Below are 14,018 nucleotides of genomic sequence, written 5' to 3'. Positions count from 1 at the left end.
GATCAATGCGCAAAAACACCGACTCCGGAGCTTTTGGCTGCCGGTGTCCGCGCTTTTTCCTACCGCCTTGTATCAAAGCCCGTGGGGCTTTGCAATCGGGCGAGCAGCAATTCGCCTAGCTCGCAACCGGTTGATCCTATTGTCATCCTGAAGTCGCAGGTCGGCCGAAAATGGACCCGAGCCGCTTAAGCGGCAATCCGGATTTCACGGCCTTGTGGAATCAATTCAACATTCGGCCGGATGGTGGTCCAAGGGCGGGGGCGTAATGGCGAGGTTTGCGAATGGCTGGCGGTGGCTCTGCTCGATTGCATTCATATTTGCCGCGGGGACAGGGGATGCGTGGGTCCCGTTAGCCGTCGCAGAAGAGGCTTGCCAGAAGCCAACCGACGTCACGGTCGTGCAGCTCCTGAACCGATGGCGGGCAGAGTTTGCCACGGGTGACGCCGATCGTATTGCGGGACTCTATGCGGTCAATGCAACCTTGATCGCGACGAAAGACGGGAAAGCCTACAAAGGCCGCGATGCGATCCGCGGGTATTACAAGGATTTCCTTGTTCGACGCCCCGGCTTGTCCATCAAGCCGGCGGAACTGACGCCGGGATGCGGAATCGCAGTGATCAGAGGTCCGGTCGTTTATCGGTTGACGGGTGAGCGCAAGGGAACTCGGATCTTGCTCGGCGGCCGCTTCACGGCGGAGTTCGCGCTCGTCGATGGAGCTTGGCTTATCGTGCGCCATTCTCTCGCGGCCGACCCGAGAAGCGTTGGCGAGGCGTTTGGGGAAGCGGCTGCGAAGACACCGCCGCTTTAATCGCTCATCTCCGATGGCGTTCGAGGAGCACAACGGAGCGATGGGGGAAGTCCCGCCGTGCTCCTCGCAACGCATAGCGATGGTATTTAAGACCTCCTTTCTCTTTCCAACTGGCGCAGCGGCGAGATGGCGACCGCGCTGCTCGAATTCATTTGTTGAAGTGCCGGAATGCGATCACTGGGACCGCGCGCAGTGAGATCAACGTGGCGACCCCGGCCGATATCCCAGCCGAAAGTGCGTTATCTCCGATCACCGCCAGCACTGCAGCGAATACCAATCCGTAAACGCCAGCGTTGAAAGCGGCGAACGATAGCGGCCAGGTGCGCGAGTCTGCCGGCGAGAACGGTTGATCAAGCCGCATGAACCCGAGTTTTTTTGTCAGCAGCCAAAGGCCGGTCGCCACGATGATCATGAGCGGCATCAGCGCGGCGGCGCGAACGACGAAGCTGATTGCAAATGCCTGCATAAGCGATTTCCTGAGACGGCTTTAATCTGTTGCGGGCACCGTCGCCGATCACACAGGTTGATGCTGTCACGCGAGGAACGCTCGTCGCGCCAACGTCGAAATCGGTCCGAGCGTTGGTTTAGAGCGCGTCAGTTCGGACGCGCGGGCGGCGGCGAATTCTGCTGCGCCTGGACGGGCGCAGGCGGCGGTAAATCGCGATCGTCGACAAAAACATATCTTTTGAGGCGCTCGCGCGTTTCGTTCTCACGCGCGAGAGCGATTTCACCGTTTCGATCGGCTTCGAGAAGCGCAGACATCAGAATGTCGAAGCTCTGGTCGACAGTGCAGAGCAGAATGAGGTCCACACCGGCATTGAGAGCTTTCACAGCCGCGCCTCCGAGCCCATCGCGAGATTTGGTGACGGCTCCCATGCTGAAGTCGTCGGTGATGAGCAAGCCGTCGTTTTCAAAGCGCGGGCGGATCACCCTATTGATAACGGCATCAGAAAATGAAGCTGGCGTCGTTTTGTCGATGGCATCGAGGCGCACGTGGCCGATCATGGTCGCTATGCCCGGCTCCGTCATGACGCGGCGGAAAGGCACCCAGTCGGTGAGTTCGAGCTGACTCTCCTTGGCGACGATGTCCGCCGACATCACATGGGTGTCGCGCGCGACGCGGCCCAGTCCCGGAAAGTGTTTAAGTGTGCAGATGATGTTGAACTTGGTGAGCGTATCGCAATACCACGCCGCTACTTTCGCGACGATATAGGGGTCCTTGTCGATTGCTCGCCAGAAGATACGTGTCTCGCCGTCGTCGCGGTCCGGCGAGCCAAGTCGCAGATCGACCACCGGACCGAAATTCATTGTGATGCCGAGACGCTCAAGTTCGCGCGCTTGAGCTTCCGCGTACTGGCGGACAGTCTTCTCCCGCTCATCGTCGTTCTTGAGCTTGGCGATGATCATGCCCAAGGTGGGCTGCCATTTGAGCGGCGGTGAAAGACGTGAAACGTATCCTCCCTCCTGATCGGCAGCGACGATGAGGCGTGGCAAGCCTTGGGCGCGGCGGATCGACTGGAGTTCGTCGATGTCCCTGGCTACGTCCTCGACCTTTCGGCCGCGAACATTGTGGTCGGTGATGAAGATCCCTGCGATGGCTTTCTTCTCGACCAGCGGCTTCACCTGCGAGAAGCTGTCGAAGCCGACCACCAATCTGCCGCCGAGCCTTTCCAGGCGCGCGGGATCACTGGCGAGAATTTCATCGCGTGTGAGTAGTTTCTGTGGACGTGCCGGTGGTGCCTGCGGGATAGGCGGGATGGGCGTGCGTACCGCGACCTGGTCTCTGCCGATGCCAGCGCGTGATCGATAGCGCTTATGATATTTTCGCCAGCCGGATTTGTAATAGCCGGTTCGCGCATCTGCTGATCCGCTCGGCGGCACGATCAGCATGGCCGACAACAACGCATACAGAAAGGATCGGGCGAGTTTGCGCATCATAATCCGGCAAGTTAGCCTGTCGCGCTGGGCCGGGAACGCCAACCGCGCATTAAGCTTGTCAATTTATATCTGACAGTTGGCGCCCGCATCTATTTCAATAGATTCTAACGGGAAAGTAGCGCTGGACGAGTTCCTCGAACCGTCCGGAGGCGCGCACGCGATCAAGCGCCTTGTTGAGCAAAAGCCTAATGCCGGGGTCGTTCTTCGGCACTGCAATCGCGATCCCATCGCCGAAGAACTTTGGCTCTAGGAATGGTCCGCCGCGCATTTCGCAGCATTGGCGCGATAGCGTACCGTTCAACCAGAACGCCAGCGATATGCCGTCGTCGAAGATGTAATCGGCCTTGCCTGCGGCCAAGCCTTCGCGAGCGAGGTCGGCATTTTCGTAGACGACGAGAGGACTATCGCGAAAAAATGCGCGCAAAAACGCTTCATGGGGCGTACCTCGCGCGACTGCGATGCGTTTGCCTTCCAGGCCGCCGGGAGACATCTCAGATTCCGGGGCATCCTTTCGGCCGGCGAAGCGACCCGGCGTGTGAAAATAACGGTCGGTAAAATCGACCTGCTTCAGGGCGGCAGCCGTTACCTTATGTCCGGCGATGACGGCATCAGCGTCTCCCTTCAGGAGCGCGGGGATGAGTTCTTCCCAGGGCCGGACCTTGATATCGCAGGACGTGTTCAGCTCAAGGCAGATGGCGCGGGCCAGGTCGACGTTGAAGCCGACAAGAACGCCGTCCTCATCGTAGAAATCAAACGGGGGGAAATCGCTGTCGGTCAGGAAGCGGATCACGACGCGGCGAGGCAGCGCCGCTTGCTTGGACGAGTCGCCGTCTGCCGTGCCGACTTGGTCGGGACCTCCGGTGCTCTGCGCCATCGACGGGGCGATTTGAAACAAGGCGGTCGCCGCTAGGGCCACCATCAACACGAGCCAGGGATGCGAGCGGCATGCTGCGCAAAAGCTTTGGTTGCCTTGGTGGGAAATTCTCTGGCTTTCAAATCTAAACACTTTGAGCATATATTCAGCCTCGGGGCTCGACGATCGCGATCGTCGGAGGGGCAGCCAAGTGCACGCGAAGTCGGGGGCTCGATCAAGAACGCTGGCAGCGCGAACGTCTCGCGTGCCACCAAGATCGTTTCCCGCAGATAATGCTGCCCCGCAAACCTCATTCGATCGCGATATTGGACAACTTGACCGAGCGGTCAACGATTTGCGTCGGCGCGCGCCGGACTTTTCCGCTGCTTCCCCGCTTCTTCTATGGCAGCGCGCCGCTCTGTTCGTGTTTCTGGCGCTGTTGGTGGCGGGCCTTGTCCTATTCGACGACTTCGGGCTGGTGCTTTGGTCGCTGACAATTGCGCTGCCGTTTCTGATGATCACCGCCCTTCGGGTGGCGGCGCTGTGGCGCGCTTTCGGGCGGCGCGAGCGGCGGCCGCATCCAAGCTGGCTCGATCGGCGCTACGACGACCGACTGCCAACCTTTTCAGTGCTGATCCCGCTCTACCGCGAGGTGGCGATGGTCCCCCAGCTCGTCGAGGCGATGGGGGAGATCGATTATCCGGAAGACCGCGTGGAGTTTCTGTTCGTCACTGAGGCAGACGATAGCGCCACCAGAAACGCATTAGGCCGGGCACATTTGCGAGCCAACATGCGTGTCGTGACGGTGCCGAACGGTCAGCCGAAGACGAAGCCGCGCGCCCTCAATTATGCCTTGCAGAATGCCCGGGGGGCTTTCGTCGCGGTTTTCGATGCGGAGGATCATCCGGCGCCTGATCAGCTACGCTTGGCTGCGATTGCCTTTGTTCGCGGCGGCCCGAGGCTCGCCTGCGTCCAGGCTCGGCTTGCGATCTCCAATCCGGACGATTCATTTTTCAGCCGTCAATTCACGCTCGAATATTCTGCGCTTTTTCGTGGGCTGTTGCCGGCGCTCGATTATCTTCGGCTACCGATTCCGCTTGGCGGCACTTCGAACCACTTTCGCCGCGACGTCCTGGTGAGGTGCGGCGGCTGGGATCCGTTCAACGTCACCGAGGACGCCGATCTCGGCATACGGCTGGCGCGGCTCGGATATGATGTCTCGCTCATCAATTCCGAAACAATGGAAGAAGCGCCCGTAACGTGGCGTATCTGGCGAGGACAGCGTACGCGCTGGATCAAGGGATGGATGCAGACCTATCTGGTTCATATGCGCCGCCCTTTTCGGCTGTGGCGTGATCTGGGCGGCTGGCGGTTCTGCGGCTTTCAGGTGACCATCACAGCCATGCTCATCTCGATGCTCGTGCATCCATGGTTTTATATATTCGCGGGATCGTCGTGGTTTAGCAGCGGGCGGATCTTTCCCGAAAGCGAGGCTCTGCTTTGGTTGTTCGGGGCTAATCTGGTCGCGGGCTACACCTCGGCCGCGCTTCTCATTCTGGTTACCTCGGCGCGCTCTAGGTTGACGGGCCGTTTCCTCTCGGTCCTTGGTCTTCCAATTTACTGGCTGGCGGTCTCTTATGCGGCCTACTGCGCAGCATTGGATCTCATCCGGCGGCCGCACTTTTGGGAAAAGACCACACATGGCGAGGCACGCGAGTCGCGGGTGCGCGCGAGATAAACCCCGCTTCTTTACTGTGTGCGCCCGAAAGCCTTTCTCAATTCGTCCTTGGCTCGGTCCAGCGTACGCTTGCGTCGGGCGGATAAGTTTTTGCCCGCCCGGTTGATGTAGAAATTTAGCATCGACATCGCCGACCGAAAGGGTGTGCCTTTGCGCCTTGTGCTGCGTTCCGCCGACCGCTTCAGCGACCCCGCGATTTTCGCGGGATCATCTTGATCGAAGAGATGAGCTTTGAGATCGAGCGCATCGCTCGTCTTTGTCACCCGTGCAGACCAGCGATGCGAGGAGCGCGCAGCCACGCGCGGCCCCGCCTTCTTTCGGGCGGGCGACTTCGGTCGAGTGTGTGAAAGGCGCGGTTTACCATTCATCTGAAGGCCTCTTTGATGAACTTATCGCCGACGGCGGATGATAAACGGATGAGCATCTGATAGGTTTCGCAGCGGGGGATGTGCTCGGAACGGAACACCGGCTTGCCTGTTGGAAGGTGTGAAATGTCAGAGCGGCCCGATCTGATGAAACGCGCGTTTCGATCGTTCCTCGATCACTGCATTCAGACTGGAAGCCTAACCGTCGAATTGCCGGACGGCGAACGATTGACGGCAGGAGACGGGACGGGGTTGCCGCTCATCGTCACCATCAACGATAACCGGGCCATTCGAGAGCTATTCTTCCATCCGCAGATGGCGTTGGGTGAACTCTTCACCGACGCCCGTTTAACCGTCGCGGGCGGCTCGCTGTACGATCTTCTCGAGCTTCTCGGCCATAATCTGCGCAGCCTGACGCCGCCGCAGTTCGGTCAGGTTCGCCACGTGCTTCGCAACGTGTTCGATCGCTGGACGCGGCGCAATTCTGAGCGCCTGTCGCGCCACAACGTGCATCATCACTACGATATCGACGATCGCATTTACGAACTCTTTCTAGATTCCGATCGCCAGTATTCATGCGGGTACTTCGAGACGCCAGGAGAGAGCCTCGATGCAGCGCAGCTGGCGAAGAAACGGCACGTCACGGCCAAGCTTCTCATCAAGCCAGGTGCGAAAGTTCTCGATATCGGCAGTGGATGGGGCGGCCTTGCGCTCTATCTCGCGGACGTGGCGGGCGCAGATGTGACGGGTCTCACGCTCTCGCCGGAGCAACTCAAAGTCGCGCAGCGCCGCGCGGGCGAGAGGGGCCTGTCATCGCGCGTCCGCTTTCGCCTTCAGGACTACCGGGCTTTGACCGAGCGTTTCGATCGCATCGTCTCGGTCGGGATGTTCGAGCATGTCGGGCTCAGGGACTACGAGACCTATTTCAATGTCGTTCGCGAGAGCCTCGAGGAGGATGGGATCGCAGTGATCCACTCCATCGGGCGTCTCGACGGTCGAAGCGCCATGAACCCGTGGTTCGCGAAGTATATTTTCCCCGGGAGCTACGTCCCATCGCTCGCGGAGGTTTTTCCGGCCATTGAAAGTGCAGGGCTCATCGTTACCGACATCGAGATCCTTCGGCTTCATTATGCGGAAACGCTCAGAGCTTGGCGATGCAGGTTCATGACGCGCCGTTCCGAGGCTGCGGCACTGCTCGGCGAGCGCTTCTGTCGAATGTGGGAGTTCTATCTCGCGGCTGGCGAAGCTGGCTTCCGGTACGGCGGCCTTATGGTTTTTCAAGTTCAGCTCGCGAAGAAAATCGACACGGTGCCGATCACTCGCGATTACATCCGTGCGGAGGAAGAGCGTCTTCGGAGCCACGAGGCAGCCCTAGCCAACCGCAGCGTTGCGGCCGAATAGGTGCGGCCGGAACAACAGCATTAGGAACTTTGGCCTGTTGAGGGTTCGCCGGGCACGATCCTGAGGGGCTGCCGGTCGCTTGCTTGCGCCAGGTCGTAGGCGCGCGCAGTGATGGCGTTCAAGGAGTCCTGCACCTTGATGCGCATTTCTTCCATCTTCGTTTCATCGGCGTCGGCAGGAACAAAGATCGGGTCAGCCGCGACCCAAACCAGTTTCGAAAACGGTAGATTGATCGTCATTTTGCTCCAAGTGTTGAGCACGACGAACCTCGACGTCGCGGCGGCGACGGGGATGATCGGCCGTCCGGACATGCGCGCAAGTGTAACGATTCCGTCGCCCGCTTTTCGCGGGTTGCGCGGGGGGACGTCGGCCGTCATGGCGACGATGGAGCCGCTCTCAAGGGCTTTCACCGCCGCTCGAAGCGCGTAGGCGCCACCGCGATCCCTACGCCGGCCAGCAGCTCCGGCACCGCGGATAGAAGTGATGCCGAAGTGCGCCAATACGCGGGCGACAAGCTCGGCATCGCCATGGCGGGCAACCATCGCTTCTACCGGGTACTCGCGCGTGTTGATGTCGGCCAGCATCATGAACTGGCCGTGCCACATCGCCATGATAAACGGCACCTGCGCGCGAAGATGATCGAGGAAGTGCGCCGGCTCGTGGATAGGCGAGGAAGTCGACCGAACGGCACGAATGAGACCGGCGACTCCGCCTGCCGCTATGCCGGTCAGAATGCGGTTGGTTTTCGAAGGGGGCTGCGGCCCTCTTTTTGAGGCTTTCGACACGGGTGTTCCAGAGGATGCGAGCTACGAGTCACGGTCCATCTCAGCACTGCGCGGAGTGGACGGGATGTTCAAGTACTCGATAGTATCCTCCCCCTTCGTCCATGATGATCGTCAGGCCAGCATCTCGATGCCAAACGCCAAAAGAATGGCGCAGATCATGACAAGGACGGTGCAGATCAACGATACGAAGACATAATAGCCGTCGGATGCGGGATCATTACTCTCACAAACGCGGACTTTTGCGGCATGCTTTTGCATACTGGAACCCAAGTGGAACAGCCTTCCGAAAAATGAAGCGCGCGACATAAGGCTCTTCCCCAGCACATACAAGCAAAGCCCGGGTATTGCTGGACTGCATTTTCGCATAGGCCGGGGGCGCCGCGCCGCAGGTCCTAGCTAAGCCCAGCGGCCGCCTCATGAAAATTGCTGCGCCGCAATTCGTCCCCAACTCTCGACTGGGCCTGAATAGGCCATTCACCATGAATTCATCGAAAAAGCCGCAGAGTACGGTCATGCTGCGATGCAGCTAAAAATGCTCTTTCACGGGATTTCACGAGGGGTGCGTCATGGGAAGGTTTCAGGTCGTTGTCTGGTGCGAAGCATGCCGGGGCGACGACGAGGGCTGCTTCGGGGGCACCTCGGAAGTGATCGGCGAGGCATTCGACACGCGGGAAGACGCTGATCGGGCAGGTGCTTATTATTGCACGGACTTGCCGTACCAATATCGTGTTCAGCAGGCGGACCAACACGCCGGCCAATCCGGTGGTGGCGGATTGTATGATGGCCAACAACTCGCCTTGGCAGCCTTGATGTAATCGCTGTCGGACCGGCTGTTCGTGAACGCCGGTCCCCTTTTGTCAGACGGTCTTTTCGGCATCCGCCGGGGCCTGCGCCGCTCCTCCGCTGCTACTGAGAGTTCATCGAAATTAGTGCGGGCGCGTCAGTCGCGCTTTGCGCTGCGCGATCCGCGGCGCGATATCGACGGTCGTTCCCATCGTGCTGTCTGCTGGCTCGATCCGTTCGCCCCGAGACGATGAGATCCGCAGATCATCGCGGCTGGAAAACAGAATGACGCGATCCCGGCCCGAGCGCTTCGCCACGTAGAGCGCCGCATCCGCTTGCACCATCATAGCTTCCAGATCGCCGATTCTGCCGGCTTTGGAGATTCCGGCGCTCACCGTGCAGCCGAAAAGTCGCCCTTCGGACAGGAAGCGACGCTCGGAAAATCTTTTTCGAATTCGCTCAGATACAAGAAGGGCCGTCTGCAGGGACGCGTTCGGCAAAACCAAACCAAACTCCTCGCCGCCGAGGCGGGCGGCAACATCTTCATCCCTGATGGCATCGCTGACGGTCAGGGCGAACGTCCGCAACACGTTGTCGCCGATCTGATGGCCGTGACTGTCGTTGACCAGCTTGAAATGATCGATATCGAAAACCACGACCACGACGCTTGCAGTGCTTTGCGACAGGTTTGCCTGATCGAAGAAGGCACGGCGGTTGAAGAGCCCGGTTAGCGCGTCCGTTTCGGCTTCCTTCTTGTGGCGCCGGGTCAGCCTTATCTGATTGAGGCCCAGGGACAGAGCGCCGATGGCGGCCGTATCGATGAGGCAAATGACGAGGTTCAGGTTCTCAGCCCAATCATTCGGCGGCCCGTTGATGATCCAACTTTGATCCCAAGCCAGCGCAAACGCGCAAAGGCCAAACGATAGCCCACCTATGACATAAAGGCCGGCCAGTGTTCCGATGAGGAGTGGGGACTCAGAGCGGCAGCGCCAATATTCGAGACCCGTCGCACACAGCAGGACAAGAGCGACAAAGTTGAAGATGATGTAGCAGACCCCGTCGTATCCGAGCGCCATCGGTATAGCGGTGGCGGCGTTCGCAACCACAGCGGCGATCAGCATTTCACGAACCGGCAGGACTCCCGTTCGAAACTGATGAGCGGCTCCGAACAGGAGGATCAATCCGATCTCAAGAGCCGAGAAGGCGATCATGCCCATCACGGGCGAGTAGTTTGCGACAAAGTTCCAGTACGCCAGGATACTCACGACCAGCGAGGTCGAGCCCATACCCCAGATCATCAGATAGCGGTCGGATTGCGAGACGAGCCAGCTTACGAAGAACGTCAGCGCCACGCCGGCGCTGCAAAAGCTGAGTGCCATCAGCAACGATTTATAGTCGAGGAGAATCATGCCGGCACGCTAGCGGCAAATCCTTTGCCGAAAATGACCTCAATGTCTTAACTCCCGCCGCCGTCCACACAAAATGGGGCCGCCCCGAGGTATCGCGGGCGGCGGGCGCAAGTTCGGCAACGGATCGGGAAAATTTCTCGAATATCGATCGATGGTAAGCGCAACGTAAACAGACGGCTTAAAGCGGGTCTCGCTGCAGGGCTTGGCACAAGCAGTGCGGGCCGCCGCCGCCTAGTGTGAACATGCGCAAGTCAGGATCGAAGACTTCGATGCCGTGCGCGCGCATGCGGGCGTTTAAATCTTTGTTGGCGGCGGTCGAAAGAACCCGATCGTTGCCAAGAGCCACGATGTTGGTCCCGAGTTGCGTGGCGTCATGATACGACACCGGCAGGATCTCATAGCCCTTCGACTTCAGGAGATCGAGAAACCACGGTTGGTGCGCATCAGGCGCGACAGCGACGAGCTTGCGGTTGATGAAACCGACCGAAACATCGAGATGGACGAAATGTGAGGGGAAGGGAACAGTGTACGCTTCCCAGCCTTTCGCGGCGAACCAGGAACACATCTGTTCCGCGCCTTCCTTTTCGGAACGTTCGCCGCCATAGCCGCAGAGCACGAAGCCCGGTTCCACGACCATGAAGTCGCCGCCTTCAAAGTGTCCGGCGGTGATCATGTTCCAGATCGGGATGCCAGCTTCTTCGTAGAATTTGAAGGTGAGCGCGTAGTCGCCACGGCGATAGCGCGTCTGCAGCATCGTGATGACAGCGCCAAACGGCGTCATGACGCTCGAGTCGCGGGCGAACACGCCGTATTTCAGCTCCGGCCGGGCATCGAGCCAATGGCACGTCACTCCGGCCTGTTCGAAGACGTCTACCATTTCACGATGCTGGGCCATCGCGGCCTGTGCATCGAAGTGAAGGCCGAGCGCGATTGTCTGGCGCGACACGGCGCCGACGGGTCGCCATTCAAAATGATCGGGCTTGCCGAGAAGCACGTGGCGCAACACGCCGGTTTCGGAATCAAGACCCCACGGAATTGTCGTGGTGGCAGTCGTCGTGATCATGCAAGAACCTCGTAGTGGGCATCAGTCGGCGCGCCCTTGTTGATGCAGATGATGTCCTGCGGGCACGCGGACATAGCCACGATGCAATCCATCTCGGCTTTCAGAACGACGTAGTCGCCCGGCTTGGAGACCGGCTCTTCCCAGCCGATGCTGCCATCGGCCTTTACGGGAATGTTCATCCAAAGATTGAGAGGTGAAGGCACTCCCGGCGGTTCAAGCCCTAGTCCCGACATGCCGGCGCGAAGATTATCGGCGCAATTTTCGTGGTAATCGGCAACGCCGAGCCCCTGGTACCGATAAACGTCACAGGCGGCGATGAACGTGTCATGCACGCCGGGAGACGTGTCCTCCACGAGCGTCAGGATCGGACGGCGCTTGTTGGTGACGAGCTTGTCGCCCGGCTGGGGTCGGATCCGGTTGATGGCAGCGCGCATGTGCTCCATCGACAGGAATTCATCGAGGTCATGAGCGTTGAATGCCCACGTGTCCACGACCTGATGACCGTGCGTGTTGATGATCTTGATCGACTGTCCAGCCTTAAGCGCGACAGCACGACCCTGCCGCGCGGGCACGACATGCACCTCGCTCATGATTTCTCCTTCACGGTCGGGAATTCCTTGAGGATCGCGGCCGTCACGCCGCTCGCGTAGTCGTCGGCGAGCAGCTTGCCTTTTTCGGCGGAGCATCCGTGCGCGGGCGACAGGACGCCGGAGCATGGCACCCAACCCGTGCGGGTCGGATACATGTCGTATGGCGGGAAACTCGCAGGCTTGTCGTCGGGAAGTGCGTCCATGTCGACGAGATGGGGATGATGATGAAGCATCAGCGATGTTTCCATCACCGCCGCGTGTTCAAGGTCGAAGCCTGGAAAGCTTTCGGGGAAGATCTTCTCGATCGTCTCGCGCCTGGTAAAGTCCCAGTACTCGAGCCGCATGACCTCGAAATCATGGATGCCCATATACGCTAGTTCACGGCGGGCGAGGTCGACGCCCTCGATCGTGAACATCATGTTCTCGTAGTGCCCATTGATGAGCACGAGCCGCCGCACGCCGTGACGAGCGAACTCCTTGATCACGTCACGCAGAACGTGCGCGAGCGTGTCTGCATCGAGACTGGTCGTGCCGCAGAAATGATTGCCGCCGCCCATTTTGGGTTGCGACTTGTATCCGAAGGAAAGAACAGGCGCGACGATGGCGTCGATCCGCTTTGCGACATCGGCTGAGACGGCGGTCGCGAGCATCGCGTCGGTGCCCATTGGCAGATGCGGCCCGTGTTGTTCTGTGGCGCCGGTGGGTAGCAAGATGAGTGCGCCGGCTTCGACGCGCTTTTGGTACGTCGTCCAGCTCATCTCATTCATGAAGATGCGATCGGTCATTATCTCTTCCCTCAAACCATCGATGCGCCGCCGTTGACGCCTAAGACTTGTCCGGTGATGAAACTCGAGCCGGGTCCAGCGAGAAAAAGGACGGCCTCAGCCACTTCTTGCGGCCGCCCAATCCGGCTAAGCGGGTTGGATGTCTCCAGGCGCTTCCAGGCGTCAGGCAGATTTTCGAAATCAAGAAGCGGTGTATCCGTCGGACCGGGCGCGACGGCGTTGACGAGGATGTCCGGTCCGAATTCCTTTGCCCAACAGCGTACCATCGCGCTAATGCCGGCTTTCGATGCGCAATAGGCGGCGTGATGCTCGCGACCGAGTTGGGCAAGCTCGGAGCTGAACAGGATGATCCTGCCGCCTTTGCCGCGGCTTTTCATTGCGCGGACGGCTTCGCGCGTGACGAGAAATGAGCCGACGAGATTGACGTCGAACACGCGCCGGACATCGGAAACGGAAGTATCGAGCAGCGGTCCGTAACGAAAGATCGCGGCGGTGTTGATCATCACGTCGATGCGGCCGAGCGCGTTGTCTGCGGCAGATATGGCCTCGGCGACCTGAAGTTCGTCCGTTACGTCGACCTTGAACGCCAGGTCGCCGGTGATGGGGGTGTGATCGAGCCTAGCGACGCGGGCGCCCTTTTCCTCAAAAAGGTTTGCAGTCGCAAGTCCGATGCCGCTTGCTGCGCCGACGACCACGACCTTGAGGTCTTTGAATTCCGGATTCATCCGAGAAACTCTCCGCGGTCGACGCCAATCGCTTGGCCGGTGATGTTGACTGCGAGATCGCTCGCGAGGAAGAGGTAGAGGCCGGCAACGTCCTGCGGTTCCATCAGGCCCGGGAGGCACTGAGCGGCGACGACATCGGCGAAGATGTCGGCTTCGCTCCGGTTCGATCGCGTCGCCATCACATTTGCGGAGCGAACGGAAGCGACGGTGCGCACCCATCCGGGGCAGACGGCGTTCACAGTTATGCCTCGCGGTCCGAGTTCCCGGGCGAAGGTTCGGGTGAGGCCGACGACTGCGTGCTTTGACGCGATGTAGGCCGCAAATTCGCCGACCGCGCTTTTCGACCAGACGGATGCCGTATTGATGATGCGCGCGCCGCGATCGAGAAGCGGTAGGGCTGCGCGCGTAACATTCCAAGTGCCGCGAATGTTGATGTCGATGATGCGAGCAAACGTGGCGTCGATTTCCTCGCTCGGATCGGTCAATGGTGTGATCAGTTCTAGGCCGGCATTGTTGACGAGCACATCGAGGCCCGAGATCTCGGCGAGAGCCGTTGCGACAGCCGCTTTGTCCGTGATGTCGGCGACAAACGATCGAACCGGTCGTCTATAGGCTTTCGATAATTCCGAAGCAGCGTCATGGATCGTGTCGTCGTCAGCGAGGATCGCCAAATCCGCTCCGGCTTCGGCGAACCCCTCCGCAATGCCGAAGCCAATGCCGCGGCTGGCGCCGGTTACGAGCACTCGCTTGTTTTCGAGGTTGATCGACATTTCTG

General features: G+C 59.7%; 16 protein-coding genes. 4 read left to right on the top strand and 12 right to left on the bottom strand.

The features are described 5' to 3' along the window. The first annotated feature begins 265 nt into the window (after positions 1-265). Positions 266-808, top strand: a complete 543-nt coding sequence (locus EKK30_RS06875; RefSeq protein WP_290982245.1) for a nuclear transport factor 2 family protein — start codon at positions 266-268, stop codon at positions 806-808. Positions 809-956: 148 nt separating this feature from the next. Here the strand turns inward: EKK30_RS06875 and EKK30_RS06870 are convergent, their stop codons facing one another. The 3 genes from EKK30_RS06870 to EKK30_RS06860 form a co-directional block, all read right to left on the bottom strand. Beyond that, the gene (locus tag EKK30_RS06870) at positions 957-1,274 is read right to left on the bottom strand and encodes a chloride channel protein (protein WP_290982243.1); all 318 of its coding nucleotides are present in this window, start codon (positions 1,272-1,274) and stop codon (positions 957-959) included. Between the two features lie 128 nt (positions 1,275-1,402). After that, positions 1,403-2,743 (bottom strand): glycoside hydrolase family 3 N-terminal domain-containing protein, encoded by a 1,341-nt coding sequence (locus tag EKK30_RS06865; protein WP_290982241.1) that lies wholly within the window; start codon positions 2,741-2,743, stop codon positions 1,403-1,405. A 97-nt stretch (positions 2,744-2,840) separates the two neighbouring features. After that, positions 2,841-3,641 carry a transporter substrate-binding domain-containing protein gene (locus tag EKK30_RS06860; RefSeq protein ID WP_290982239.1) on the bottom strand — a complete coding sequence of 267 codons (801 nt, stop codon included), beginning with the start codon at positions 3,639-3,641 and terminating at the stop codon, positions 2,841-2,843. A 313-nt stretch (positions 3,642-3,954) separates the two neighbouring features. On the opposite strand from EKK30_RS06860, the gene EKK30_RS06855 reads away from it, so the two are divergent. Further along, positions 3,955-5,337 carry a glycosyltransferase gene (locus EKK30_RS06855; protein WP_290982237.1) on the top strand — a complete coding sequence of 461 codons (1,383 nt, stop codon included), beginning with the start codon at positions 3,955-3,957 and terminating at the stop codon, positions 5,335-5,337. Positions 5,338-5,348: 11 nt separating this feature from the next. Here EKK30_RS06855 and EKK30_RS06850 read toward each other — a convergent pair whose 3' ends face one another. Continuing rightward, complete coding sequence (locus EKK30_RS06850; protein ID WP_290982234.1) at positions 5,349-5,705, bottom strand: DUF3175 domain-containing protein; 357 nt, start codon at positions 5,703-5,705, stop codon at positions 5,349-5,351. Positions 5,706-5,849: 144 nt separating this feature from the next. On the opposite strand from EKK30_RS06850, the gene EKK30_RS06845 reads away from it, so the two are divergent. After that, positions 5,850-7,103 (top strand): cyclopropane-fatty-acyl-phospholipid synthase family protein, encoded by a 1,254-nt coding sequence (locus tag EKK30_RS06845; protein WP_290982523.1) that lies wholly within the window; start codon positions 5,850-5,852, stop codon positions 7,101-7,103. A gap of 20 nt (positions 7,104-7,123) precedes the next feature. Here EKK30_RS06845 and EKK30_RS06840 read toward each other — a convergent pair whose 3' ends face one another. Continuing rightward, the gene (locus tag EKK30_RS06840; RefSeq protein WP_290982231.1) at positions 7,124-7,888 is read right to left on the bottom strand and encodes a DUF374 domain-containing protein; all 765 of its coding nucleotides are present in this window, start codon (positions 7,886-7,888) and stop codon (positions 7,124-7,126) included. Positions 7,889-7,999: 111 nt separating this feature from the next. After that, the gene (locus EKK30_RS06835) at positions 8,000-8,146 is read right to left on the bottom strand and encodes a hypothetical protein (protein ID WP_290982228.1); all 147 of its coding nucleotides are present in this window, start codon (positions 8,144-8,146) and stop codon (positions 8,000-8,002) included. A 308-nt stretch (positions 8,147-8,454) separates the two neighbouring features. Between EKK30_RS06835 and EKK30_RS06830 the strand changes: the two genes are divergently transcribed. Continuing rightward, positions 8,455-8,703 (top strand): hypothetical protein, encoded by a 249-nt coding sequence (locus tag EKK30_RS06830; protein ID WP_290982225.1) that lies wholly within the window; start codon positions 8,455-8,457, stop codon positions 8,701-8,703. A gap of 111 nt (positions 8,704-8,814) precedes the next feature. Here the strand turns inward: EKK30_RS06830 and EKK30_RS06825 are convergent, their stop codons facing one another. From EKK30_RS06825 to EKK30_RS06800, 6 genes are all read right to left on the bottom strand, one after another. Further along, complete coding sequence (locus EKK30_RS06825) at positions 8,815-10,080, bottom strand: diguanylate cyclase (RefSeq protein WP_290982222.1); 1,266 nt, start codon at positions 10,078-10,080, stop codon at positions 8,815-8,817. 178 nt (positions 10,081-10,258) lie between these two features. Further along, positions 10,259-11,143 (bottom strand): dimethylarginine dimethylaminohydrolase family protein, encoded by an 885-nt coding sequence (locus EKK30_RS06820; RefSeq protein WP_290982218.1) that lies wholly within the window; start codon positions 11,141-11,143, stop codon positions 10,259-10,261. After that, positions 11,140-11,733, bottom strand: coding sequence for an urea carboxylase-associated family protein (locus tag EKK30_RS06815; protein ID WP_290982215.1), 594 nt, complete (start codon positions 11,731-11,733; stop codon positions 11,140-11,142). The genes EKK30_RS06820 and EKK30_RS06815 overlap by 4 nt, the downstream gene beginning before the upstream one ends. Beyond that, the gene (locus tag EKK30_RS06810; protein ID WP_290982212.1) at positions 11,730-12,518 is read right to left on the bottom strand and encodes a creatininase; all 789 of its coding nucleotides are present in this window, start codon (positions 12,516-12,518) and stop codon (positions 11,730-11,732) included. The genes EKK30_RS06815 and EKK30_RS06810 overlap by 4 nt, the downstream gene beginning before the upstream one ends. Before the next feature lie 11 nt (positions 12,519-12,529). Continuing rightward, positions 12,530-13,243, bottom strand: coding sequence for an SDR family oxidoreductase (locus EKK30_RS06805; protein WP_290982209.1), 714 nt, complete (start codon positions 13,241-13,243; stop codon positions 12,530-12,532). Continuing rightward, a complete protein-coding gene (locus EKK30_RS06800) occupies positions 13,240-14,013 on the bottom strand; it encodes an SDR family NAD(P)-dependent oxidoreductase (RefSeq protein WP_290982206.1) in 774 nt (257 codons plus the stop codon). Before EKK30_RS06800 ends, EKK30_RS06805 begins: the two co-directional genes overlap by 4 nt. Between the last annotated feature and the right edge of the window lie 5 nt (positions 14,014-14,018).

This window comes from Hyphomicrobium sp. (assembly GCF_003987855.1).
Taxonomy (GTDB): Bacteria; Pseudomonadota; Alphaproteobacteria; order Rhizobiales; family Hyphomicrobiaceae; genus Hyphomicrobium_B.
Note: the sequence above shows the minus strand (reverse complement) of the source record. Positions and strands in the feature narration are given on the sequence as shown.